The sequence below is a fragment of the Streptomyces sp. SM18 genome, assembly GCF_002910775.2.
In the GTDB taxonomy this organism is placed as follows: Bacteria; Actinomycetota; Actinomycetes; order Streptomycetales; family Streptomycetaceae; genus Streptomyces; species Streptomyces halstedii.
The window spans coordinates 3,958,822-3,982,983 of record NZ_CP029342.1; the positions used below are offsets into that span (position 1 = coordinate 3,958,822).

Here is a 24,162-nt window from a genome sequence, read left to right on the forward strand (position 1 = left end):
ATCGGCACGTGAACCCCGCCCGGATGGGGGATGGTTGTTGCGTGCGGAAATACTGGGTGTTCGTCGGCGGTGCGTTCGGGCTCGGCCTGTGCTTCATCGCCCTGCTCGTCGTAGGGACGTACTCCGCCGCCGCCGGCATGGCCGGGGCGAGCGGGGCGGTCGGGCTGGCCAAGGGGGCGGTGCCCGCTCAGTACAAGCCCATCGTGGAGAAGTGGGGCAACCTCTGCCCGGCCATCAACCCCGCCCTCCTCGCCGCACAGCTGTACCAGGAAAGTGGCTGGAACCCGCGTGCCCAGAGCGCCGCCGCCGCGCAGGGCATCGCACAGTTCATCCCCGGAACCTGGGCCGCGCACGGCATCGACGGGGACAACGACGGCAAGCGGGACGTATGGAACCCGGCGGACGCCATCCCGTCCGCGGCCTCGTACGACTGCGAACTCGCCGGGTACGTCAAGAAGGTGGCGGGCGATCCGACCGACAACATGCTCGCCGCCTACAACGCCGGGGCCTACCGGGTGATCAAGTCCGGCGGGGTCCCCGCGATCAGCGAGACCCAGAACTACGTCAAGATCATCCGCTCGCTGGAGAAGAGCTTCGCCGAGCCGGTCGGGCGGGTCTCGCCCTCCCGGCAGGCCGCGGGGGCCATCTACTTCGCGCAGAAGAAGCTGGGTACGCCCTATCTCTGGGGCGGGAACGGCACCGCGGACCAAGACGGCCGGTTCGACTGTTCCGGGCTGACGCAGGCCGCGTACCGGACCGTCGACATCGAGCTGCCCCGGGTGGCCAACGACCAGTACAACGCCGGGCCGCACCCCTCGCGGGACGAGCTGCTCCCGGGGGACCTGGTGTTCTTCTCCGACGATCTGACCAACTCCCGGACCATCAGGCACGTGGGCCTCTACGTCGGCGGCGGGTACATGATCAACGCGCCGTACACCGGTGCGGTCATCCGGTTCGACAAGATCGACACGCCCGACTACTTCGGCGCGACCAGGGTCACCGAGGACGGGGCGGCGGCGCTTCCGACCGCGCTGCCGCAGAGCTGACGGGGAGTCGGCCATGGCTGGAACTCTCCGTAAAACCCCGGCCCTGAGCTGCGACGACGAGTCTCTCTTCGATAACGTCATGGTGATCATTCGGTGGAGGGCGGAACGCAACGGGCCGCCGGACCGTTCCCTGGACTGGTACAGCATGCGCACTGACCATGCGGCACTGGCCAGAGCGGTCACGCGTCATGACACCACGGTGTCACGCGTGAGGGGATCCGCACCGATCACGGGGGTCCGACCAAGGCGACGCACGCCGCTGTGCGTCGCGGCAGCAGACAAGGCAAGGGGCCGCAGGAGATGGCTGGACTCGCACTCGATGGGTCGAACCCCGACGTCAGCCTGCTCTACGACATCAATGGGCTGGCGAAAGCCGCTCCTACCTGGTTCGACCGGGTCATGGAGTTCGTCGGTGAGTACGGGATCATGTTCGGCTTGGTCCTGGTCGGCCTGTGGTGCTGGTGGAGCGTACGCCGACGCGGGACGACCGAGGATTCGGTGACCGCGGTCGCCGGATTCGTGTGGGCGCCGCTCGCGGCCGGGATCGCGTTGATCATCAACATTCCGATCCGCGGGTTCGTCGAGAGGCCGCGCCCGTTCAACGACCACCAGGGGCTCGAAGTCCTGGTGCAGGGCAAGGAGGACTTCTCCTTCGTCAGCGACCACGCCACGATGGCGATGGCGATCGCGGTGGGGCTGTTCGTGGCCAACCGGAAGTTCGGCCTGATCGCGCTGGTGCTCGCGGTGCTGGAGGGCTTCTGCCGCATCTACATGGGTGTGCACTACCCGACCGACGTCATCGGAGGCTTCGCGCTCGGTACGGCGGTGGCCCTGCTCCTCGCACCGCTCGCGATGATGCTGCTGACGCCCCTGATGGGGGCGGTGGCACGCTCCGGTTCGGCCGGCTGGCTGGTCCGCTCGCGGCGGCCGGTCATGGAGACGGCCGACGGGCGCGGCGATGCGCGTGGCATTCCCGAGCCGCGGCCGGGAGCGGGCCGGGGCGGCGCGCCCGGCGAGAAGGATCTCGCGGCGTAGTCCGCGCGGACAGGGCGGGCCGGTGCGGGCCGCACGTCGTCCACCCAGGACGACGCCGACCGTCGGTGCCGCCGGGTGTGGTCGCACGCGTGTGAGCGTGTGACGTGTGAGCGTGTGTGTGCATGTGAGGGGGCGTCCCGTACGGGACGCCCCCTTCGGCGTACGGGTACGGGTACGGCTGGCCGGTCCAGGGCGCTCCTCCGGCGCGCGGCAGCCCGCCGCGCTTCTGAAGGCCGGATCAGCCCGGGACGGCCGCCGGGTGTCCGGCCGCGTCGGTGCGGGCCAGGTCGCGGGAGCGGCGGGCCGGGCCCGACCAGCCGCAGGTACAGCGGGCCAGGCAGAACGACCCCCGCTCGACGGTGGTGGCGGTGTGCGCCGGGGTGGCCGTCTCGGCGGCGGGATCCGGGGGAACCGGGGAGTCCTCGTACACCTGTCCACGGTACCCACGGCATCCTCCACGCGGGGACGGGTGGGCCGATCGGCTTGCGTGGGGGGTGGCGCGGCGTGACGGGGCGCCCCGGTGGTCGTTAGGCGAGACGGGCGGAAGCTCGGTCAGACGTACGGTCGTTGAGGGTTGGCAGGCGATGGTGGTGCGGCAGCACAGGTGCGGGGGCGCGGCACTGGCTGTGTGCGCCCTCGCCGTGGCGGGTGCGGTGGCGGTGTGCGCGGGGTGCTCGGGTCCGGCCGCGGGCGGTGAGAGCGGGACCGGTGGCCGGGCGGTGACCGGGGTGAGCGGGGCGGACGCCTCGGCCGCCGTGGTCCGTGCGGCGGCCGACGCGCTGTCGCGTGCGGGCAGCGCCGAGACACGTACGTCCATGGAGACCGCGGCCGGGGGTACCCGGGTGACGATCCGGGGCCAGGGGATCTACGACTTCCGCCGGCAGCTCGGCCGGATCAGGGTGGTGCTGCCGAAGGACGTCACCGGGTCACCGGACGGGCACCCGCCGATCACGGAGCTGCTGGCGCCGGGGGTGCTGTACATGAAGAACCGTGGCGCGGGGGTGCCCGAGGACAAGTGGGTGCGGATCGACACGACGGTCCTGGAGGACGGCAACCTGGTCACCGGCGGTGTCACCGACCCCATGGCCGCCGCCGAACTGCTGCGTGGGGCCGGGGAGGTGCGGTACGTGGGGCGGACGGAGCTGGCCGGGGTGGCGGTGCGGCACTACCGGGGGACGGCCGACCTGGGGCGCGCGGCGCGGGCGGCCTCGCCTGCGTCACGCGGGGCGATGGCCGCGGCGGCGAAAGGGTTCAGCTCGGACGCGGTGGCGTTCGACGTGTACCTCGACGACGACGGGCTGCTGCGCAAGGTGCGTCACCGGTTCAGTTTCGCGGCGCAGGGACCACCGGTCACGGTGGTCTCGACGATGCTGCTGTACGGGTTCGGGGCCACGGTCTCGGTGGAGCTGCCGCCGGAGGCGGACATCTACACCGGGAGCGTCCAGCAGGGTGCGGATGGTCCGGAAGCCCCGTAGGGAGGGGGCCGAAATGGTCCGTCCGTGCCATGCGCGGGCGTGGCTCGATCTCTACGCTGGGAAGTTGGTGCGCCCGGAGTCGGCGACGGCAGAGAGAGGTGACGCAGGTGGTGACGCTCAGCGCTCCGACCGCCCAGGACCGGGTGGCCCTTGCCGAGATCGAACTGTGCGGTGAGCTGATGATCGCGGCCTCGACGGCGCTGGAGGACCGGCTGAGCCCGGACCGGATCGACGAGGTGCTCAACGTCGGGGCGGACGGCTGCGAGCGGGCGGCCGCCGTGCCGCGGCAACAGCTCTACCACCGGCTGTGAGGCGGCGGCCGGCCGCGGTGCCGCCTCCTGCGGTCCCGGGCGGTTCCGGTGGCCGCAGCGTTGTCCCGGCGGCCGCACCGCGATCCGGGCGATCCCGGGCGGTTCCCGGCGGCCGCATCGCTGTCCCGGGCTGTTCCCCGTGGCCGTAGCTCTGTCCCGGGTGGCTTGGGTGGCGCCGGGCGGTGGTCCCGGGTGGTTCCCGGCGGGCCCTCCGTCCCCGGTGACGGCGCGACCCCGTCCGGTTCCCGGTGACGGCGCGACTTCGGCGGCCGGGTCCAGGCGCGACTCCGGCCGGCCTGGGTGACTCCTCGACTCCCGCCCGTCCCCTCCCCTGTGACCTCGGCGACTCCCACCACCAGGCTGTGACCGTCCGGTCACCCGGCGGCGACCGGTAGCGGTACCGGCGCGTGGCCGCCCCGCCGGGTGACGCGCGGCGGGGCGGAGGCGGGGCGGAGGCGGGGCGGAGCGCGGCGGGGCTCAGGTGCGCAGCAGCCGGGCGATCGCCTTGGTGGCCTCCTCGACCTTCGCGTCGATCTCCTCGCCGCCCTTGACGGCGGCGTCCGCGACGCAGTGGCGCAAATGCTCCTCCAGCAGTTGGAGCGCGAAGGACTGGAGGGCCTTGGTGGAGGCCGAGACCTGGGTCAGTATGTCGATGCAGTAGACGTCCTCGTCCACCATGCGCTGGAGGCCGCGGACCTGGCCTTCGATGCGGCGCAGGCGTTTGAGATGCTCGGCCTTCTGATGGTGGTAGCCGTGAATACCGCGGTCGTGATCGGTGACGATCACTTCCCCGCCGGATTCGCCACCGGGCTCGGTGGTGCTTTCCGCAGCCGTCGCGCCGGTGGCGTCTGTCGTGGTCATGGGGTCCTCCCGCTTTTCTCCTGTATACCCCTGCCGGGTATAGCGTAACGAATACATCCGAAACGTGACCGGGGGCCCGTGCTGATCGCCGCACCCGATGCGCGACACTGAAGAATGCCGGTTAGCCGTGGCCGGATGATGCGCCTAGCATCAGCCTGACCGAATCCAAAGCACCCCGAGGACCCCACGTGCGCTTTCGTCTGACCCCCAGGGAGACGAGCTTCTACGACATGTTTTCCGCGTCCGCGGACAACATCGTCACGGGCTCCAAGCTCCTGATGGAACTGCTCGGGGCGGATTCTGCCTCCCGGGTCGAGATCGCGGAGCGTATGCGGGCAGCGGAACACGCCGGGGACGACGCGACCCACGCGATCTTCCACCAGCTGAACTCCTCCTTCATCACACCGTTCGACCGCGAGGACATCTACAACCTCGCGTCCTCGCTCGACGACATCATGGACTTCATGGAGGAAGCGGTCGACCTGGTCGTCCTGTACCAGATCGAGGAGCTGCCCAAGGGGGTCGAGCAGCAGATCGAGGTGCTGGCACGCGCGGCCGAGCTCACCGCCGAGGCGATGCCGGGGCTGCGCACGATGGACAACCTCACCGAGTACTGGATCGAGGTCAACCGGCTGGAGAACCAGGCCGACCAGATCCACCGGAAGCTGCTGGCGCACCTGTTCAACGGCAAGTACGACGCCATGGACGTGCTGAAGCTCAAGCAGATCGTCGACGTGCTGGAAGAGGCGGCCGACGCGTTCGAGCACGTCGCCAACACCGTGGAGACCATCGCGGTCAAGGAGTCCTGAACCTCGTGGACACCTTTGCGCTGATCGTGACCATCGGCGTCGCGCTCGGCTTCACGTATACGAACGGCTTCCACGACTCGGCGAACGCCATCGCCACCTCGGTCTCCACCCGGGCGCTGACCCCGCGTGCGGCTCTGGCGATGGCCGCGGTGATGAACCTCGCCGGCGCCTTCCTGGGCCAGGGGGTCGCCAAGACCGTCAGCGAAGGCCTCATCGCGACGCCCGAGGGACAGAAGGGGATGGGGATCCTCTTCGCGGCGCTGGTCGGCGCGATCATCTGGAACCTCATCACCTGGTACTACGGCCTGCCGTCCTCGTCCTCGCACGCCTTGTTCGGCGGCATGGTCGGCGCGGCGCTGGCCGGCGGAACGATGGTGCACTGGGACGGCGTGCTGTCCAAGATCGTCATCCCGATGTTCCTGTCCCCGGTCATAGGTCTGGTCATCGGTTATCTGGTGATGGTCGCCATCATGTGGATGTTCCGGAAGTCCAACCCGCACAAGGCCAAGCGCGGCTTCCGTATCGCCCAGACGGTCTCGGCGGCGGCCATGGCCCTGGGCCACGGTCTGCAGGACGCCCAGAAGACCATGGGCATCGTGGTGATGGCCCTCGTCATCGCCGATGTGGAAGGCCCGAACGACCAGATTCCGGTCTGGGTGAAGATCGTCTGCGCGATGATGCTGTCGCTCGGGACGTACGCCGGTGGCTGGCGCATCATGCGCACGCTGGGGCGCAAGATCATCGAGCTGGACCCGCCGCAGGGGTTCGCGGCGGAGACGACCGGCGCGTCGATCATGTTCGGCTCGGCGTTCCTGTTCCACGCGCCGATCTCCACGACTCATGTGATCACCTCGGCGATCATGGGCGTGGGCGCCACGAAGCGGGTGAACGCGGTGCGCTGGGGCGTGGCCAAGAACATCATCCTCGGGTGGTTCATCACCATGCCGGCCGCGGCGATCGTCGCCGCGACGAGCTACGGTGTCGTGTTCCTGCTCTTCGGCTGACGCGGTTCGGCCCGCCCCTCACCGCTCTCTCCGGCCTACGCCGCCCGCCGCCCGTACCGCCTTCTCCGGTCCGTCCGGTACGCAGACGCCCCGACGCACATGGGTCCGCCCCTGCTCCCTGGAACGTGTCCGGGGAGCGGGGGCGGACCCTTCGCCTTGTGGTGGCACCGCCATGCAGCACCGCAAGGCCGTCTGGGGTTATCCGAAGCGGCCGGAGATGTAGTCCTCGGTCGCCTGCACGGACGGGTTGGAGAAGATCCGCTCCGTCTCGTCGATCTCGATCAGCCGGCCGGGCTTGCCGACCGCGGCGAGGTTGAAGAACGCCGTGCGGTCGGAGACACGCGCCGCCTGCTGCATGTTGTGCGTCACGATGACGATCGTGAAGCGCTCCTTCAGCTCGCCGATCAGGTCCTCGATGGCGAGGGTCGAGATCGGGTCGAGCGCCGAGCACGGCTCGTCCATCAGCAGCACGTCCGGCTCGACCGCGATCGCGCGGGCGATGCACAGGCGCTGCTGCTGGCCGCCGGAAAGGCCGGAGCCGGGCTTGTTCAGGCGGTCCTTGACCTCGTTCCAGAGGTTGGCGCCGCGGAGTGACTTCTCGACGATCTCGGCGAGCCGGCTCTTGCGGTACGAGCCGTTCAGGCGCAGGCCGGCCGCGACGTTGTCGAAGATCGACATGGTGGGGAACGGGTTCGGGCGCTGGAAGACCATCCCGACCGTCCTGCGCACGGTGACCGGGTCGACCCCGGCCCCGTACAGGTCTTCGTCGTCCAGCAGCACCTTGCCCTCGACGCGGCCGCCGGGGGTGACCTCGTGCATGCGGTTCAGGGTGCGCAGGAAGGTGGACTTGCCGCAGCCGGAGGGGCCGATGAAGGCGGTCACGGAGCGGGGTTCCACGGTCATCGAGATGTCCTCGATGGCCTTGTGGGAGCCGTAGTAGGCGGTGAGGCCGCCGACGTCGATGCGCTTGGCCATGGTGAGATCACTGCTTCTTTCGAAAAGTCGCTGGGGCCGCGTCAGCGGCGGGCGCGTGGCTGAGCCGCGTGGTCATCGCCGGGGGGCCTTCCAGCGGGCGATGCCGCGGGCCGCCAGGTTGAGGATCATGACGAAGGCGATCAGCACCAGGGCGGCGGCCCAGGCGCGGTCGTAGGACGCGGCCTCGCCGACCTTGTACTGCTCGTAGATGTAGAACGGCAGCGACGACTGGGCGCCCTCGAAGGGGTTCGTGTTGATCAGCTGGCTGCCGAAGACCAGCAGGATGATCGGGGCCGTCTCCCCGGCGATGCGGGCGATGGCCAGCATGACGCCGGTGGTGATCCCGCCGATCGCGGTGGGCAGGACCACCTTGAGGATGGTGCGCCACTTGGGGATGCCGAGGGCGAGGGAGGCCTCGCGCAGCTCGTTGGGGACGAGCTTGAGCATCTCCTCGGTGGAGCGGACCACGACCGGGACCATCAGGATGGTCAGGGCCAGCGCGCCCATCAGGCCGGACGGCTCGATCTTCGCCATCAGCATGATCGACAGGATGAAGAGACCGGCCACGATGGACGGGATGCCCGTCATCACGTCCACGAAGAAGGTGACGGCCTTGGCGAGCGCGCCCTTGCCGTACTCGACCAGGTAGACCGCGGTCAGCAGGCCCAGCGGCGCGGAGATCACCGTGGCGATGCCGACCTGCTCCAGGGTGCCGATCAGCGCGTGGTAGACGCCGCCGGTGTCCTCGGAGCCGAGGACCCCCGCCATGGAGTGGGTGAGGAAGTACCCGTCCAGGCGTGCCGCGCCGCGGCTGACCGTCGTCCACAGCAGGGAGGCGAGCGGGACGACGGCGACCAGGAAGCACACCCAGACGACGCTGGTGGCGAGGCGGTCCTTGGCCTGGCGCCGGTTCTCGACGGCCGTGGTCACGACGTACGAGATCACCAGGAAGAGCAGGGCGGCGATCAGGCCCCACTGGGTACGGCTGTGCCAGCCGGCGGCGAGGCCGGTACCGATGCCGAGCGCGAGGGCCACGGCGGCGAAGCCGAGGGGGGCCCAGCGGGGGAGGCTGCGGCTGCTGAGGCCGGTGCCGGGCGGCTTCGGGGCGGTCCGGGGACGGTCGTCCTGGACGTCGGTGGTGGTGGCGTTGCTCATGCGGTGGCCCCCGAGTACTCCTTGCGGCGGGCGATGATCAGCCGGGCCGCGCCGTTGACCAGCAGGGTCAGGACGAAGAGGACGAGGCCCGAGGCGATCAGGGCGTCGCGCCCGAACTCGTCGGCCTCGCCGAACTTGGCGGCGATGTTCTGCGCGAACGTTCCGCCACCGGGATTGAGCACGTGCAGGGAGATGAGGAAGCTCGGCGACAGGACCGTGGCGACGGCCATCGTCTCGCCGAGGGCGCGGCCCAGGCCCAGCATGGACGCCGAGATGATCCCGGAGCGGCCGAAGGGCAGGACCGAGAGCCGGACGACCTCCCAGCGGGTGGCGCCGAGGGCGAGCGCGGCCTCCTCGTTCATCTTGGGGACCTGGAGGAAGACCTCGCGGCTGACGCTGGTCACGATCGGCAGGATCATGATCGCGAGCAGGATGCCGACGGTGAAGAGCGAGCGGGCGATGCCGACCTCGGTCTTCTCGAAGACGTACGTCCAGCCGAAGAACTGGTCGAGCCAGAGGTTCAGGCCCTCCAGGTACGGCACCAGGACGAGGGCGCCCCAGATGCCGTAGACGATGCTCGGCACGGCGGCGAGCAGGTCGATCACGTACCCGAGGGGGGCGGCGAGCTTGCGCGGCGCGTAGTGCGAGATGAACAGGGCGATGCCGACGGCGACCGGGACCGCGATGACCATCGCGATGACCGAGCTGACGACGGTGCCGAAGAGCAGGACGGCGATGCCGAAGACCGGCGGGTCACCGGCCGGGTTCCAGTCGAGGGTGGTGAGGAAGTTGCCCTCGTCCTTGGATATCGCGAGGACGGCGCGGTAGCTGAGGAACACGGCGATCGACGCCATGATCACGAGCAGCAGGATGCCGGAGCCCCGGGAGAGTCCGATGAAGATCTTGTCGCCGACGCGCCCGGTGGACCGGGGCCGGCCGGGTGGGGCGGGCGGAGCCGGTGGGCTGTCGAGCGGTGTGGTGGTGGAAGCCATCGTCTTTCCGGTCTGTGTGGGGGAGCGGCTGGCTCCCCTGGCGGCGGTGCACCGGATGGTTCGGGGGCGGGGGCCGGTCCGGAGGGGTGCGCCGGACCGGCCGCCCGCGAGGTCGTGCGGGTTACGAGGTTCTGCGGGTTGCGGGGCCGCGGGTCGCGGGGCCGCGCGGGTTACGAGAGGGCGGCGACGGTCTCGCGGACCTTGGCGTTGATCGCCTCCGGGATCGGGGCGTAGCCGGCGTCCGTGAGGACCTTCTGGCCGTCCTCGGAGGAGGTGTAGGTCAGGAAGGACTTGACCGTGCCGAGGGTGTCGGCCTTGTTGCCGGTGTCGCAGACGACCTCGTACGTGACCAGGACCAGCGGGTAGGCGCCCTCGGCCTTGGTGGTGTAGTCGAGGTCGAGCGCCAGGTCCTTGCCGGTGCCCTTGATCTTGGCGGCGGCGATGGCCTTGGAGGCGTTCTCCGAGGTGGCCTCGACCGGGGCGGCGCCGCCGGTGTCGATGTCCACGGTGCTGATGTCCTGCGAGGCGGCGTAGGACAGCTCGAAGTAGCCGATCGAACCGTCGACGGCCTTCACCTGGGAGGCGACACCGGAGGAGCCGGACGCGGCCTGGCCACCGGGGGCGGGCCACTTCTTCTCGGCCTCGTACTTCCAGTCGCTCGGGGCCGCCGCGGCCAGGTACTTGCCGAGGTTCTGCGTGGTGCCGGAGTCCTCGGAGCGGTGGAAGGGCTGGATCGCCTTGTCCGGGAGCTTCGCGCCCTTGTTGAGCGCGGCGATCGCCGGGTCGTTCCACTTCTTGATCTTGGTGTCGAAGATCTTGGCGAGCGTGGGGGCGTCCAGCACGAGGTTGTCGACGCCTTCCAGGTGGAAGCCGATCGCGACCGGGCCGCCGACCATCGGGAGGTTGATGCCCTGGCCGGTCCCGCAGATCTTCTTCGACTCGGCGACCTCTTCGGGCTTCAGCGCCGAGTCGGAGCCGGCGAAGCCGACGGTGCCCTGGTTGAAGGCGACGATGCCCTCTCCGGACGAGGACGAGTTGTAGTTGACCTGCACGCCGGAACAGGCGGCCATGTAGTTCTTGACCCACAGGTCCATCGCGTTCTTCTGGGCGCTGGACCCGGAGGCGCGCAGCTGACCCTTGGCGCCGTCGCACGCGATGGTGGACGCGGCCGCCGTGGTCTTGCCGCCGGCGTCCGCGTCGGCGCCGCTGTTGTCGTCCGAACCGCACGCCGTGAGGACCAGGGCGCCGGAGACGGCGAGGGCACCGAGCGCGGTGGCACGAAGCCGGTTCTTGCGCTGAAGCTTCACTTTCGGGGTGTTCCTTCCAGGAGCCGCCGCGGCTGGGGTGCGAGGCGGCGTGCGATGAGGAGTGGTGCGGTGGCTTGGTGCCGTGCACCGGGTACGTCCGAAATTAGGCAGAACAGGTGAAGCGGCCCACGGGGCAGAGTGAACGGAGGGTGAACCGTGCCGGGCGGGCTGGTTCCGGGGGGTATGGGGGGTGGGTCCGTGGGTCCGTGGCGCGGTGGGCTGTGCGTCGGGGGTGCGTGCGGGGTCCCGGGTGCGGGGTTTTGTCCTCAAGCGCCGGACGGGCTGGGGTGGTCCCGGTCGGGGTTCGGGGTGCCGGGGTGCCCGGGTGCGTGGGGGTGGCCCGGGGGCCCTCCGGAGTGTCTCCTCGGGCGACGAACGTTTCCAGCTGCACGCCGGGGTGCCCGGGAATCCGTTCGTCACCCTGCGGGGACCCTCCTGCACGCCCCCGGACCGGCCGTCGGGCGGGTGCGGCCCGGCGCGTGCGTGTGGCCGGGACCGGGTGTGGGATGTGGGATGGGTGGGGCCCGGTGGTGGGTCAGTGGTGGGGCAGGGTGGTCAGGAAGGCGTCGAGTTGGACGCGGTCGCCGGGGCGGCTGAGCCGGGGGCGGGCGACGGACGGGGGGAGCCAGGCCAGGCGGTCCACCTCGGCGTTGGGCACGAAGCTGCCGTGCGTGGCCTCGGCCGCCCAGTAGCTGACCTCCTTGGGGCGGCCGTCGGTCAGGTACCTGGCTGTGGGCAGGACGGCCCCCGGGACGCAGTGGTGGCCCGTCTCCTCCAGGACCTCGCGCACGGCGCCTTCGAGCGCGGTCTCGCCCCGCTTCAGCTTGCCTTTTGGGAAGGACCAGTCGTCGTAGCGGGGGCGGTGGACCAGGCAGACCTCGATGTCCGGGGTGCGGCGCCACAGCACGCACCCGGCGGCGAGTACGGGGCCGCTCATGGCGCGGTCACGGCCGCGGCGTACGGCCAGGTCTCCCGGAACACCGCGCGGGCCGCTCCCACCTCGTGCCGCTGGTGGGCGTGGAGCACGCCCAGCGCGTACGCCGTCGCGGGCGCGATCCGCGGGGTACGGGCCGCGGCGGACGCCGCCGAGGCCGCCTCCGCCGCGTCCCGGTGCAGGTCGAGGGCGTGTCCGGCGCCCGTCAGGGCCGGGTCGGCGGCCGGGCGGACCACCTCGTGGGCGTACCGGTGCAGCCGCAGCAGCACCCGGGTCCGGTGCCAGGGGGCGTCCCGGGCCTCGTCGTACGGCTCCACCGCCTCGTCGGCCGGCAGCGAGGCGACCGCGGTGTGCACCCGCTGCTCGGCCAGTCCGGCCGGGGCGTACAGCACCTCGGTGGCCGGTCCGGCGGCGCAGGGGGCCAGTGGTACCTCCGAGGCCAGCAGCGCCACGGCGTCGGCGACCGCGTGGAAGCGGGAGGAGCCGAGTGCCTGGAGCGCCTCGGAGTGGGCGCGGGTCCGGGCGAGGGTCAGCCGGCGTTCCAGGAGGGCGCCGGCCCGTGCGGCGCCGATGCCGAGCGCGGCCCGTTCCCTGTCGCCGTCCCCGGGGGGCGGCGATGAGGTCCTGGCCGCCGGGAGCGAGGTCCCCGACAGCTGGTGCAGGGCCTCCAGCAGCCGTCCTAGCCGGTCGGCGTAGGCGCGTTCGCGGGCCAGGGTGCCGGAGAGCCAGACCAGTTCCGTACGGAGGTGGTCGGCCCAGGCCGGGTCGAGGGCGGTGCGGAAGGTGCGCAGGGTGCCGCTGATGCGGCGGGCCGCGTGGCGCAGAGCCGCGGCGGCCTCCTCGGCGCCGTGGGTACCGCCGTCCGCGGGGGCCTCGCGGTGCAGGCGCAGGCCGCGCAGGAAGCAGGCGGCCTGTTCGCGCAGGTAGGGGCCGAGCACGTCGGCCGCGGAGGGCGTCGTCGGGTGGTCAGGGTGTCGCACGCCGGCGCCTCCGGGCGTCGATGAGCATCTCCTGTACGTGCCGCAGCGGCTGGCCGTCCGCGTCCGTGGAGTGCCGGGTCCAGTCACCGTCGGGGCCGAGGTACCAGGAGGAGGTGGTGTCGGACATGCCGGTTTCCAGGAGCCGGGAGAGGGCGGCCCGGTGGGCGGGGTCGGTGACGCGCACCAGGGCCTCGATCCGGCGGTCGAGGTTGCGGTGCATCATGTCGGCGCTGCCGAACCAGACTTCGGGTTCACCGCCGTTGCCGAAGGCGAAGACCCGGGAGTGTTCCAGGAAGCGGCCGAGGACGGAGCGGACCCGGATGTTCTCGGAGAGCCCGGGGACGCCGGGGCGGATCGCGCAGATGCCGCGCACCCAGATGTCCACCGGCACTCCGGCCCGGGAGGCGCGGTAACAGGCGTCGATGATCGCCTCGTCCACCATGGAGTTGACCTTGATACGGACGTACGCGGGGCGTCCGGCGCGGTGGTGGCCGGCTTCCTTGTCGATCCGGGTGACCAGCCCGTCGCGCAGGGACTTCGGGGCGACCAGCAGTCGGCGGTAGGTCTCGCGGCGGGAGTAGCCGGAGAGCCGGTTGAAGAGGTCGGAGAGGTCCGCGCCGACCTGCGGGTCGGCGGTGAGCAGGCCGAGGTCCTCGTAGAGCCGGGCGGTCTTGGGGTGGTAGTTGCCGGTGCCGACGTGGGAGTAGCGGCGCAGGGTGTCGCCCTCCTGGCGGACGACGAGCGACAGCTTGCAGTGCGTCTTGAGGCCGACGAGCCCGTAGACGACGTGGCAGCCGGCCTCCTCCAGTTTGCGGGCCCACTTGATGTTGGCCTGCTCGTCGAAGCGGGCCTTGATCTCGACGAGGACGAGGACCTGCTTGCCGGACTCGGCGGCGTCGATCAGGGCGTCCACTATCGGGGAGTCGCCGGAGGTGCGGTAGAGCGTCTGCTTGATGGCGAGGACGTCCGGGTCGCCCGCGGCCTGTTCCAGGAAGGCCTGGACGGAGGTGGAGAACGAGTCGTACGGGTGGTGCAGCAGCACGTCGCGTTCGCGCAGGGCGGCGAAGATGTCGGGCGCGGAGGCGGACTCGACCTCGGCGAGGTCGCGGTGGGTGCCGGCGACGAACTTGGGGTACTTCAGCTCGGGCCGGTCCAGGGACGCTATGCCGAACAGCCCGGTGAGGTCGAGCGGTCCGGGCAGCGGGAACAGCTCGGTCTCGGAGATCTTCAGTTCGCGTACGAGGAGGTCCAGGACGTACGGGTCGATGGACTCCTCGACCTCCAGGCGGACCGGCGGGCCGAAGCGGCGCCGCATCAGCTCCTTCTCCAGGGCCTGGAGCAGGTTCTCGGCGTCGTCCTCCTCGACCTCCAGGTCCTCGTTCCTGGTGACCCGGAACATGTGGTGGGCGAGGACCTCCATGCCGGGGAAGAGCTCTTCGAGGTGGGCGGCGATGACGTCCTCTATCGGGACGTAGCGCTGCGGGGAGGCCTCCAGGAAGCGGGTGAGCAGCGGCGGCACCTTGACCCGGGCGAAGTGGCGGTGGCCGCTGACCGGGTTGCGTACGACGACGGCGAGGTTGAGCGAGAGGCCGGAGATGTACGGGAAGGGGTGCGCCGGGTCGACGGCGAGCGGGGTCAGTACGGGGAAGACCCGCTGCCGGAAGAAGGTGAAGAGGCGGGCCTGTTCCTTCTCGGTCAGCTCGGGCCAGCGGATCAGCTGGATGCCCTCGTCACTGAGCGCGGGGGCCACGTCCTGCTGGTAGCAGGCGGCGTGCCGGGCCATGAGTTCGCGCGAGCGGTTCCAGATCAGGTCGAGGACCTCGCGGGGCTGGAGCCCGGACGCGGAGCGGGTGGCGACCCCGGTGGCGATGCGGCGCTTGAGGCCGGCCACCCTGACCATGAAGAACTCGTCCAGGTTCGAGGCGAAGATCGCGAGGAAGTTGGCCCGTTCGAGGAGAGGGGTCGTGGGGTCTTCGGCGAGTTCCAGAACGCGTTCGTTGAACGCGAGCCAACTGCGTTCCCGGTCCAGGAACCGGCCCTCAGGGAGCTCGCCGCCGTCCCGTTCCGGCTCGTAGGTGTCCGGGTCGTTGTCCAGGTCGGGTTCCAGGTCGCCGGCCGTGGACAGACCGGAGGACACCGAGGAGCCGGCCACGGCGTGGGGCCGCTGGGCGGCGAGGGAGCCGACGGACGGTTGGGCGGGCGGGACCGGAACCTCGGAGCTGGGCTGCTGGCTCATGGACCTATTCTTCCGCGTGTTCGGCTCCTTGGGCGCGTCGGAGCCGTGGAAGAACGCGGAGGAGGCGGGAGCGGGCGGTGAACCCCGGTCTCTCGCCGTGCGGGGGGCGGGCAGAGCTGGCTGCATCCCGCGAGGGTCGCAAGGCCGTCTGAACGGTCGGTGACGGCGACATGACGTACGGGAAGCGGTGTGGCTGCGGGGTGGCCGTGTGGTCCGTACACGTTTCTCCGGTCCCCGCCCGGGTTCCGGGATCCCCCCGGAACCCGGAACCCGGACGGGCGGCCCGGTCAGCCGTGGCGGCGGCGCAGCAGCCGGAAGGCGAGCGTGAGGGCCAGGGCGGCGAGGACGAGCAGGATGCCGGTCTCGACGAGTTGCAGGGGCCAGAAGTGGGAGGCGGGGTGGTGGTCGAGGTAGCTGCCGACGACGGTCTTTCCGGCCAGGCAGGCGGGATGCTCGGACACCGGCTGCCCGCAGATGTCTATGGGCAGCCGCTCGCCGGTGTCGGTGACGCGGCCGGATTCGAGGATCCAGGAATTGTTGGGTATGCCGCCCGATTCCGGGTTCGCCGTCCTGAGAGGCCACAGGCCGGGGCGTACGGCGGCCAGAACGACGATCACCGCACCGGTGCTGAGCGCCGCGACGCCCGTCGCCGCTACCGTGCGGCGCACCAGGAGGCCGATGAGCGCCCCGGCCGACAGGGCGAGAAGGGTGTGGGCGAGGGGGGTGACGCCCGAGGCGCCGAAGACCGTCGGGGCGTACCACTGGGCGGGATAGGGCGTGTCCGCGTAGGAGCGTGCCCAGGCGAGTACGGCCGTCAGCGCGGCCACACCCGCCAGCAGCAGTACGGCGGGCACGGCGAGTTTGGCGGCCAGCCAGCGGGCGGGTGGGACGGACTGGGTCCAGGAGACCTTGAAGGTGCCGGTCTCCAGCTCCCTGGCGATCATCGGGCCCGCGACGAACGCGCCGACGAACACCGGCAGGGCGGTCAGGACCAGGGCGGCGTAGTCGAACACGCGGCTGAACTTGAGGGCGCTGTCCAGGTAGTTGCGGACGGGCTGGTAGCAACCGCGGCCCGGATCTCCCTCGGTCGTGCAGGGGCCCGAGGCGAAGGCGTCGACGACGTGGGACGACCACAGGGCGGTGGCGACCAGGGTGAGGACCATGGCCACGGCGAGCCCGCCCGTGATCCACAGGACCAGCCGGTGCTGCCGCACGACGACCCGGGCCGGTCCGCGCAGGCCGGTCGGGGAAGGGGACGGGGCCGGGGAAGGGGACGGGCGGGGCGGGGCGAGGGTGCTCATGCGGCGGCCACCGCCTCGCGGGCGTGCGCGCTCGGGGTGAGCAGCGGCGGGGCGTCCGGGGAGCGGAGGTGGGCGAGCAGCAGTTCCTCCAGGGACGGTTCGGCCACGTCCCAGGCGGCGGCATCCACCGGGCCGTCCGGCCTGATCAGGGCGGTGAGTTGACGGCCCGTCGTACGGGACTCGATGACGGTGTGCGGGGCGAGGTCACGGACCTGCCCGGTGACCAGGGCGTGCGCGGCGACGACGTCCTCGCTCTCCCCGCCGAGCCGGACCCGGCCGCCGTCGACGAGCAGGAGGTAGTCGCAGGCGCCCTCCAGCTCGGTGAGGATGTGTGAGGACATCACGATGGTGGTGGAGTGCTCGGCGGCCTCGGCCATCAGCAGGCCCATCAGCTGGTGCCGGGCGAGGGGGTCGAGGTCGGCCATCGGCTCGTCCAGCAGCATGAGTCCGGGCCGCTTGGCCAGGGCGAGGGCGAGGGCGAGCCGGGTGCGCTGACCGCCGGAGAGGGCGCGGACCTTGGCGTCCCGTGGGAGCGGGGCGGCGATCCGGTCGGCGGCGTCTCCGTCCCAGGTGGCCGGGTTGAGCTCCCGGCCCGCCCACAGGGTGTCGGCGACGGTGAGCTGGGGGTAGAGGGGCTTGTCCTGGGCGACGTACGCGATGCGGGGCCGGATCTCGGCCCGGTCCGTGGAGCCCAGCACCCGGACCGTGCCCTCGGTGGGCCTCAGCAGGCCCGCCGCGAGGGCGAGAAGGGTGGACTTCCCGGCACCGTTGGGCCCGACGAGGGCGCAGATCCGTCCGGCGGGCAGCCGGAACGAGCAGTCGCGCAGCGCCCACCCGCGCTTTCGCCCGTAGGTCATGCCGAGGCCGTTCGCCTCGATGGCGGCGCCTGTCATGTGCGCGTGTCCCCCTTGAAGGTGCTGTCCAGTACGGCGGTGAAGAGCGCGCTCACGTCGTCCCTGTCGAGTCCGGCCGCCCTGGCCCTGAGGGTCCAGGCGGCGAGCTCCTCGCGCAGCGGGGCGTCGGTGGTGACCGCCGCGCTGCCGAGCGTGCGGCGGACGAAGGTGCCGAGGCCCCGGCGGGCCTCGACGAGGCCTTCGCGTTCGAGCTCGCGGTAGGCCTTGAGCACGGTGTTCGGATTGATCGCGGTGGCCTCGACGACCTCGCGGGCGGTGGGCAGGCGGTCGCCCGGTTCCAGGACACCCAGTCGGAGCGCCTGCTTGGTCTGCTGCACGATCTGGAGGTAGGTGGCGACACCGCTGCGCCGGTCGATACGGAACTCGACCGCTGCGGACTCTGCCATGTGCACCACCCTTTCACTAGTGGAGTAGTGAAAGGGTGGCGTAAGGGAGGGGCGGCGTCAAGTGACGCCGCCCCTGGTGCTGCTGACGGCCTTTCAGGTGACCAGCGGTCAGGACTCCGTGCGGTACATCAGGTCGGTCTCGTACGTGGTGAAGCCCATCCGCTCGTACACCGACAGGGCCGCCGGGTTGTCGGCGTCCACGTAGAGCATCGCGGTCGGCAGGCCCTCGCCGGCCAGGTGGCGCAGGCCGATCGCGGTGAGCGCCTTGCCGAGGCCGCCGCCCTGGGCGTCCGGGCGGATGCCGACGACGTACACCTCCCCGAGCCGTTCGTCGGCGTGCACCTTCGTCCAGTGGAAGCCGATGAGCTCGCCGTCGCGCTCGGCGAGGAAGAAGCCCTTCGGGTCGAACCAGGGCTCGGCCTTGCGGTCGTCCAGGTCCCGCTGGGTGAGGGAGCCCTGCTCGGGGTGGTGGGCGAAGGCGGCGCTGTTGACCGCGAGCCAGGCGGCGTCGTCCTGTCCGGGGGCGAAGGTGCGCACGGACACGCCCGGCGGCAGCGCGGGTTCGGCGATGTCGAGCGAGTCCAACGGGCGCCGGAGCTGGCGCAGTTCGCGGAAGAGGGACAGGCCGAGGACCTGTGCGAGGTGCCGTGCGGCCGCCCGGCCGCCGTGCGCCCAGACCCGCAGCCGCTTCCCGGTCGCCGCGAGCAGGGCCGCCCCCAGGGCCCGGCCGTGTCCCCGGCCGCGGTGGGAGGGGTGCACGACGAGTTCGGCGGCGGGGGCCTCGACGGGGTCGGTGGCCTCCAGTTGCGCGTACCCGGCGAGGACGCCGTCGGCGGTGAGCAGGAAGTGCCGGACGCCTTCGCGGTGCCCGCCCCGGAGCTGGAGCCGCCCCTGCTCGGAGACCGCCTGCCGGCCGTCGGACGCGGCGGCCTCGCCGAGGAGGGCGAGGACGGCGTCGGCCTGCTCGGGGGTGAGCGCGTCGAGGGTCTCGATCTCGCGCCCGGGGGAGGGGAGGGGTGCGTCAGTCGTCATGGGTACGAGCGTACGGCGGCGGGGTCGGGGCGGGGGTGTGTCCGGGCGCGGTCGCTGTTGCCGGTCGCGTCGCGTCGAACGGTCGGGCGGTGCCCCGCGCGCGGCCCGCACCGCGTGGTCCGCCCGTCGTGTTCCGTGGCGCGCGGCGGTTTCCGGCCGTCCGGTCCGCCGTGCGGCCGGGCTCCGCGGCCTGCTGGGCCGCCCGCGGCGCGTCCGGACGATACGGGGGCATCTGCCGCTTTCCGACCCGGAAGCAATCAGCTCGTAACCTCGACACCCTGTCGCGCTACGCGCGTTGACCTTAGGCTGCGGCAGCAGGATCCAGACCTGTCACCACCTACCACCCTCCGCTGAACTCTCAAGGGGACCGATGTCAGCGACCTCGCATCCGCAGAAGAACCGCGCGCCCCGGCGGGTGCTCGCCGCGGCGGCCGGGCTGGCCACCGTCGGCGCGCTCGTCGCCGCGATGCCGGCCGACGCCCACGACCGGGGGCACGGCCACGGCCACCACCAGCCCGCCCGTACCGTCGATGTGCAACTGCTGTCCTTCAACGACCTGCACGGCAACCTGGAGCCGCCGGCCGGTTCGGCCGGCACGGTCAGCGAGAAGCAGGCGGACGGCACGGTGACCTCGGTCCCGGCCGGTGGCGTCGAGTACCTGGCGACCTCGCTGCGCAACGCGCGCAAGGGCCACGCGTACTCCGTCACGGCCGCGGGCGGCGACATGGTGGGCGCGAGCCCGCTGCTGTCGGGGCTCTTCCACGACGAGCCGACCATCGAGGCGCTCAACAAGATCGACCTCGACGTGACGGCGGTCGGCAACCACGAGTTCGACGAGGGCGCCACGGAGCTGGCCCGCCTCCAGAACGGCGGCTGTCACCCGGTCGAGGGGTGTTACGAGAAGGGCAAGAAGTTCAAGGGCGCCGACTTCCCGTACCTCGCGGCGAACGTGACGAGCGAGAAGACCGGCAAGCCGATCCTCAAGCCGTACACGGTCTGGAAGAAGAACGGCGTCAAGATCGGCTTCATCGGGGTGACCCTGGAGGGCACGCCGGACATCGTCACGGCCAACGGCGTCAAGGGCCTGAAGTTCCACGACGAGATCGAGACGGTCAACAAGTACGCCAAGGAGCTGGACCGGCAGGGCGTCAAGTCCATCGTCGCGCTCATCCACGAGGGCGGGGCCCCGGCGTCCACCTCGTACAACTACGACTGCGACAGCCCGGGTGCCGGTGACGGGATCTCCGGGCCCATCGTGGACATCGCCAAGGGCATCAGCCCGAAGGTGGACGCGCTGGTCACGGGCCACACCCACCAGGCGTACGTGTGCACGGTCCCGGACCCGTCCGGCAAGCCGCGCATGGTCACCTCGGCCGCGTCGTTCGGCAAGCTGTACACGGACACGACGCTCACCTACGACCTGCGCACCAAGGACATCGTGCGTACGTCGGTGAAGTCGGCGAACCACGTGGTCAGCCGCGACCAGGCCAAGGCCACCGACATGACGAAGCTGATCGCCCGCTGGAACAAGCTGGCGGCGCCCATCGCGGACAAGCCGCAGGGCTGGATCAGCGCCGACATCAACGGCCGGGGCGCCACCACCCCCGAACTGCCCCTCGGCGACCTCATCGCGGACGCGCAGCTGGAGGGACTGGCCCCGGCCGACAAGGGCGGCGCGGTCGTCGCGTTCATGAACCCCGGCGGTATCCGGGCGGATCTGGTGTACGCGGCCTCCGGCGGTGAGGGCGACGGGGTGGTGACGTACGGCGAGGCGTTCACCGTCCAGCCGTTCACCAACATGATGAACGTCGTCGACCTGACCGGCGCGCAGCTCGTGGCGGCGCTCCAGCAGCAGGTCAGCGGCTCCAACGAGGCCTCCCCGAAGATCCTCCAGATCTCGCAGGGCCTCACCTACACGCTGGACCTGACGAAGTCGGGCGCCGACCGGGTGGTGGCCGGCACCATCCGCCTGAACGGTGAGGCGATCGACCCGGCGAAGACGTACCGCGTCGCGATGAACGAGTTCCTCGCGGGCGGCGGCGACGGCTTCGCGGCCCTGGGCCAGGGCACGAACAAGCTGGTCGGCCCGTCCGACCTGGACGTGTTCAACGACTACCTGGCGGCCCACTCCACGGCCACGGCCCCGCTGGCCCCGCCGGCCGCGGACCGGATCACGGTCGTGCGGTAACCCTTCCGTAGGCGGACGAGCGGGGCGGCGGGCCGACGGGCCCACCGCCCCGCTCGGCTTTTCCGGCGCCACCTCTGAGGCGCGCGGCCCGTGCTCACGCCCCGTTCCGTAATTGTTGTGGACCCGTCATAATTCAGGCCCGCCCCCCACGGCCCACGGAGACGCGTCCGCATGAGTCCGTACACCGCCACCACCACACGCCGCACCTTCCTCACCGGTGCCCTGGCCGCCACTGCCACAGTCGCCCTCGGTGCGGCGCCCGCGTCCGCCCGTTCCGTGAGGGTCCTCGGGACCCAGGACTGGATGGGGGCCGTCCCCGACCCCACCCCGCTGCGGCACCTCACGATCCCCGGGACGCACAACTCGGGCGCGCGCCACGGCGGGCCCTGGACGGAGTGCCAGAACACCAGCGTCACCGAGCAGCTCGACAGCGGCATCCGCTTCCTCGACGTGCGCTGCCGCGTCACCGGTGACGCCTTCGCGATCCACCACGGTGCCTCGTACCAGAACATGATGTTCGGCGACGTCCTCATCGCCTGCCGGGACTTCCTGGCCCGCCGGCCCTCGGAGACCGTGCTGATGCGGGTCAAGCAGGAGTACTCCGAGGAGAGCGACGCCACGTTCCGGGGCATCTTCGACCTCTACCTGGACGGCAAGGGCTGGCGTTCGCTCTTCCACCTCGGCTCCGCGCTGCCCGACCTCGGCGGGGCCCGGGGCAGGGTCGTGCTGCTCGCGGACAACGGCGGGCTGCCCGGGGTCCGGTACGCGGATCCGGCGCTCTTCGACATCCAGGACGACTACATGGCCGAGCCGATCGGCAAGTACCCCAAGATCGAGGCGCAGTTCCGCAAGGCCGCCCAGCAGCCCGGCAAGCTGTTCATGAACTACGTGTCCACCGCGGCGCTGCTGCCGCCCCGCTGGAACGCCGACCGGCTCAACCCCCGCGTGCACGCCTTCCTCGACGGTTCGGAGGCGGCGGGCTGGAGCGGGCTCGGGATCGTCCCGCTGGACTACCCCGCGACCCGCTCCGGCCTGGTGGAGTCGCTCATCAGGCACAACCCGGGGGCCTGAGGCGGGGCTCAGTGCCCCGGCGGCGGCTGCGGCGCCCCCGGCAGCCGGACCGAGGCCACCGTGCCGTCCCCGTCGTCCGCCGGGCGCAGGGCGATCTCGCCGCCCGCCTGGTGGATCGTGCGGGCCACGATGGACAGGCCCAGGCCCGAGCCGGGGAGCTGCCGGGCGGACGGGGAGCGCCAGAAGCGTTCGAAGACGTGCGGCAGCTCCTCGGCGGGGATGCCGGGGCCGTGGTCCCGGACGGTCAGCTCGCCCCGGTGCAGGCGCACGTCGATCGTGGCGCGGGGCGGGCTGAACTTCACGGCGTTGTCCAGCACGTTGACCACCGCGCGCTCCAGCGCCGCCGGTTCGGCCCGTACGTACCAGGGGGCCAGCTCGGCGGTGATCGTCAGCTCGGGCCCGCGCAGCCGGGCGCGCCGCAGGGCGGTACGGGTGATGTCGTGCAGGGCGACCACCTGGAGCGGCCCCGGCTGGGCGGCATCGGGCCGGGAGAGCTCCTGGAGGTCGCCGATGAGGGCCGCCAGCTCGCTCATCTGCGCCGTGACGGACGCCAGCAGGGCCTTGCGGTCCTCGGGCGGGATGGCCCGGCCGGTCTCGTCGCTCCGGGCCAGCAGCTCGATGTTCGTACGCAGCGAGGTGAGCGGGGTCCGCAGCTCGTGCCCGGCGTCCGCGATGAGCTGCGCCTGGCGGTCGCGTGAGGTGGCCAGGGAGCTGGTCATGGAGTTGAACGAGCGGGAGAGCCGGGCGATCTCGTCCTCGCCCTCGGCGGGGATCCGGACCGTGAGGTCCTCGGTGCGGGCCACGTGTTCGACGGCGTGGGTGAGTTCGTCGACGGGGCGCAGGCCGGTACGGGCGATCCACAGCCCGGCCGCGCCCGCGCCGAGGACGCCGACACCGGAGACGAGGACCAGCACCCAGGCGAGGGTGGAGAGCGGGTCGGTGACCTCGCTCTCGGGGCGGGCCACCGACACGGCGTAGTGCTCGCCGGAGGGGCGCAGCTCCAGCCCGTAGGTGTAGACCCGCATCTTCTGGCCGTCGGCGTCGGTGGCGGAGTGCAGGACGTCGCGGCGGTTCCCGGCGGCCACCGTCAGGTCCGTACCGGTCGGCTCGATGCGGGTGGACCCGGGGGCCGCGCAGACCGTGCCGGAGGCGTCGATGATCTGGAGGGTGTACGAACCGGGCGACCGCACCGGTTCCCGTCCGGCCCCCCGGCAACTGGCGAGCAGGTCCCTGACCAGGGAGGCGTCCACCTCGGGGGAGTTGCGCAGGGAGCTGTCCAGCCGGCTCTCCAACTGCTCCTGGGTGACGAACCAGCACGCGGCGGCGACCGCCGCGACGGCGACCGCGACCGCGAGGGCGACCAGCAGGGCGAGCCGGGAGCGCAGCGGCAGGGCGCGCAGCGGGCGCGGCAGACCGGTCACCCGTCACCGCCGCCGGACCGCAGCGCGTACCCGACGCCCCGTACGGTGTGCACGAGGCGCGGTTCGCCGCCCGCCTCGGTCTTGCGGCGCAGGTACATCACGTACACGTCCAGGGAGTTGGAGCTGGGTTCGAAGTCGAAGCCCCAGACCGCCTTGAGGATCTGCTCCCGGGTCAGCACCTGCCGGGGGTGGGCCAGGAACATCTCCAGCAGGGTGAACTCGGTGCGGGTCAGCTCCACCCGGCGGGTGCCCCGGGTGACCTCCCGGGTGTTCAGGTCCATGCGCAGGTCCGCGAAGGACAGCACGTCGTCGTCGGGGTCCGTGGCGCCCGCCGCGACCGCGTAGGAGCTGCGGCGCAGCAGGGCCCGGATGCGGGCGAACAGCTCGTCCAGCTCGAAGGGCTTGACCAGGTAGTCGTCGGCGCCCGCGTCGAGACCGGTGACCCGGTCGCCCACGGTGTCGCGGGCGGTGAGCATCAGGATGGGTGTGGTGGACCCGGTGGACCGGATGCGGCGGGCGGCGGTGAGGCCGTCCATCCGGGGCATCTGGATGTCCAGGACGATCAGGTCGGGGGCGTACGCGTCCACCTTGGCCAGGGCGTCGTAGCCGTCCACGGCGACCTCGGTTCCGTAGCCCTCGAAGGCCAGGCTGCGTTGCAGCGCCTCGCGTACGGCGGGCTCGTCGTCGACGATCAGGACACGCTGGGGATCGTCTTCGGCGGGGCTCATC

At 71.5% G+C, this 24,162-nt stretch carries 23 protein-coding genes; 8 read left to right on the forward strand and 15 right to left on the reverse strand.

Annotation, left to right across the window (positions count from 1 at the left end):
• The first annotated feature begins 23 nt into the window (after positions 1–23).
• Entirely contained in the window at positions 24–1,046 is a 1,023-nt protein-coding gene (locus tag B9S64_RS17815) for a bifunctional lytic transglycosylase/C40 family peptidase (RefSeq protein WP_103488445.1), read from the forward strand.
• 300 nt (positions 1,047–1,346) lie between these two features.
• The gene (locus B9S64_RS17820; protein WP_103488444.1) at positions 1,347–2,081 is read left to right on the forward strand and encodes a phosphatase PAP2 family protein; all 735 of its coding nucleotides are present in this window, start codon (positions 1,347–1,349) and stop codon (positions 2,079–2,081) included.
• Between the two features lie 238 nt (positions 2,082–2,319).
• On the opposite strand, the gene B9S64_RS17825 is transcribed toward B9S64_RS17820, so the two are convergent.
• Complete coding sequence (locus tag B9S64_RS17825; protein ID WP_103488443.1) at positions 2,320–2,511, reverse strand: hypothetical protein; 192 nt, start codon at positions 2,509–2,511, stop codon at positions 2,320–2,322.
• A gap of 154 nt (positions 2,512–2,665) precedes the next feature.
• Here B9S64_RS17825 and B9S64_RS17830 point away from each other — a divergent pair, with 154 nt between their 5' ends.
• A complete protein-coding gene (locus B9S64_RS17830; protein ID WP_181012098.1) occupies positions 2,666–3,556 on the forward strand; it encodes a hypothetical protein in 891 nt (296 codons plus the stop codon).
• Between the two features lie 98 nt (positions 3,557–3,654).
• The gene (locus B9S64_RS17835) at positions 3,655–3,867 is read left to right on the forward strand and encodes a hypothetical protein (protein WP_181012097.1); all 213 of its coding nucleotides are present in this window, start codon (positions 3,655–3,657) and stop codon (positions 3,865–3,867) included.
• Between the two features lie 477 nt (positions 3,868–4,344).
• Here the strand turns inward: B9S64_RS17835 and B9S64_RS17840 are convergent, their stop codons facing one another.
• Positions 4,345–4,728 carry a metal-sensitive transcriptional regulator gene (locus tag B9S64_RS17840; RefSeq protein ID WP_103488440.1) on the reverse strand — a complete coding sequence of 128 codons (384 nt, stop codon included), beginning with the start codon at positions 4,726–4,728 and terminating at the stop codon, positions 4,345–4,347.
• A gap of 188 nt (positions 4,729–4,916) precedes the next feature.
• Between B9S64_RS17840 and B9S64_RS17845 the strand changes: the two genes are divergently transcribed.
• Together B9S64_RS17845 and B9S64_RS17850 are read left to right on the forward strand one after the other, a co-directional pair.
• The gene (locus B9S64_RS17845) at positions 4,917–5,537 is read left to right on the forward strand and encodes a DUF47 domain-containing protein (protein ID WP_093526302.1); all 621 of its coding nucleotides are present in this window, start codon (positions 4,917–4,919) and stop codon (positions 5,535–5,537) included.
• Between the two features lie 5 nt (positions 5,538–5,542).
• The gene (locus B9S64_RS17850) at positions 5,543–6,541 is read left to right on the forward strand and encodes an inorganic phosphate transporter (protein ID WP_103488439.1); all 999 of its coding nucleotides are present in this window, start codon (positions 5,543–5,545) and stop codon (positions 6,539–6,541) included.
• Positions 6,542–6,739: 198 nt separating this feature from the next.
• On the opposite strand, the gene pstB is transcribed toward B9S64_RS17850, so the two are convergent.
• The 11 genes from pstB to mshD all read right to left on the reverse strand — a co-directional run bounded on the left by pstB (position 6,740) and on the right by mshD (position 18,753).
• Complete coding sequence (gene pstB / locus B9S64_RS17855; protein WP_028439573.1) at positions 6,740–7,516, reverse strand: phosphate ABC transporter ATP-binding protein PstB; 777 nt, start codon at positions 7,514–7,516, stop codon at positions 6,740–6,742.
• 72 nt (positions 7,517–7,588) lie between these two features.
• Complete coding sequence (gene pstA, locus B9S64_RS17860; protein WP_103488438.1) at positions 7,589–8,671, reverse strand: phosphate ABC transporter permease PstA; 1,083 nt, start codon at positions 8,669–8,671, stop codon at positions 7,589–7,591.
• On the reverse strand, positions 8,668–9,663 hold the full coding sequence (gene pstC / locus B9S64_RS17865) for a phosphate ABC transporter permease subunit PstC (RefSeq protein ID WP_103488437.1): 996 nt from the start codon (positions 9,661–9,663) through the stop codon (positions 8,668–8,670). Before pstC ends, pstA begins: the two co-directional genes overlap by 4 nt.
• A gap of 170 nt (positions 9,664–9,833) precedes the next feature.
• A complete protein-coding gene (gene pstS / locus B9S64_RS17870) occupies positions 9,834–10,970 on the reverse strand; it encodes a phosphate ABC transporter substrate-binding protein PstS (protein WP_103488436.1) in 1,137 nt (378 codons plus the stop codon).
• A gap of 535 nt (positions 10,971–11,505) precedes the next feature.
• Positions 11,506–11,907, reverse strand: a complete 402-nt coding sequence (locus B9S64_RS17875) for an NUDIX hydrolase (protein ID WP_103488435.1) — start codon at positions 11,905–11,907, stop codon at positions 11,506–11,508.
• Complete coding sequence (locus B9S64_RS17880) at positions 11,904–12,884, reverse strand: CHAD domain-containing protein (RefSeq protein ID WP_103488434.1); 981 nt, start codon at positions 12,882–12,884, stop codon at positions 11,904–11,906. Before B9S64_RS17880 ends, B9S64_RS17875 begins: the two co-directional genes overlap by 4 nt.
• Entirely contained in the window at positions 12,871–15,120 is a 2,250-nt protein-coding gene (locus B9S64_RS17885) for an RNA degradosome polyphosphate kinase (RefSeq protein ID WP_103488433.1), read from the reverse strand. Before B9S64_RS17885 ends, B9S64_RS17880 begins: the two co-directional genes overlap by 14 nt.
• 287 nt (positions 15,121–15,407) lie before the next feature.
• Positions 15,408–16,421 (reverse strand): hypothetical protein, encoded by a 1,014-nt coding sequence (locus B9S64_RS17890; RefSeq protein WP_103488432.1) that lies wholly within the window; start codon positions 16,419–16,421, stop codon positions 15,408–15,410.
• The gene (locus B9S64_RS17895; protein ID WP_103488431.1) at positions 16,418–17,314 is read right to left on the reverse strand and encodes an ATP-binding cassette domain-containing protein; all 897 of its coding nucleotides are present in this window, start codon (positions 17,312–17,314) and stop codon (positions 16,418–16,420) included. Before B9S64_RS17895 ends, B9S64_RS17890 begins: the two co-directional genes overlap by 4 nt.
• Positions 17,311–17,721 carry a GntR family transcriptional regulator gene (locus B9S64_RS17900; RefSeq protein ID WP_103488430.1) on the reverse strand — a complete coding sequence of 137 codons (411 nt, stop codon included), beginning with the start codon at positions 17,719–17,721 and terminating at the stop codon, positions 17,311–17,313. The genes B9S64_RS17895 and B9S64_RS17900 overlap by 4 nt, the downstream gene beginning before the upstream one ends.
• A gap of 108 nt (positions 17,722–17,829) precedes the next feature.
• Positions 17,830–18,753: a mycothiol synthase gene (gene mshD / locus B9S64_RS17905; RefSeq protein WP_103488429.1), complete on the reverse strand. Its 924-nt coding sequence runs from the start codon at positions 18,751–18,753 to the stop codon at positions 17,830–17,832.
• A 370-nt stretch (positions 18,754–19,123) separates the two neighbouring features.
• Here mshD and B9S64_RS17910 point away from each other — a divergent pair, with 370 nt between their 5' ends.
• A complete protein-coding gene (locus B9S64_RS17910) occupies positions 19,124–20,941 on the forward strand; it encodes a bifunctional UDP-sugar hydrolase/5'-nucleotidase (protein WP_103488428.1) in 1,818 nt (605 codons plus the stop codon).
• 171 nt (positions 20,942–21,112) lie between these two features.
• On the forward strand, positions 21,113–22,012 hold the full coding sequence (locus B9S64_RS17915; RefSeq protein ID WP_103488427.1) for a phosphatidylinositol-specific phospholipase C: 900 nt from the start codon (positions 21,113–21,115) through the stop codon (positions 22,010–22,012).
• A gap of 8 nt (positions 22,013–22,020) precedes the next feature.
• Here the strand turns inward: B9S64_RS17915 and B9S64_RS17920 are convergent, their stop codons facing one another.
• Positions 22,021–23,433 (reverse strand): HAMP domain-containing sensor histidine kinase, encoded by a 1,413-nt coding sequence (locus B9S64_RS17920; RefSeq protein ID WP_103488426.1) that lies wholly within the window; start codon positions 23,431–23,433, stop codon positions 22,021–22,023.
• Complete coding sequence (locus tag B9S64_RS17925; RefSeq protein ID WP_103488425.1) at positions 23,430–24,161, reverse strand: response regulator transcription factor; 732 nt, start codon at positions 24,159–24,161, stop codon at positions 23,430–23,432. The genes B9S64_RS17920 and B9S64_RS17925 overlap by 4 nt, the downstream gene beginning before the upstream one ends.
• Position 24,162: the final 1 nt, after the last annotated feature.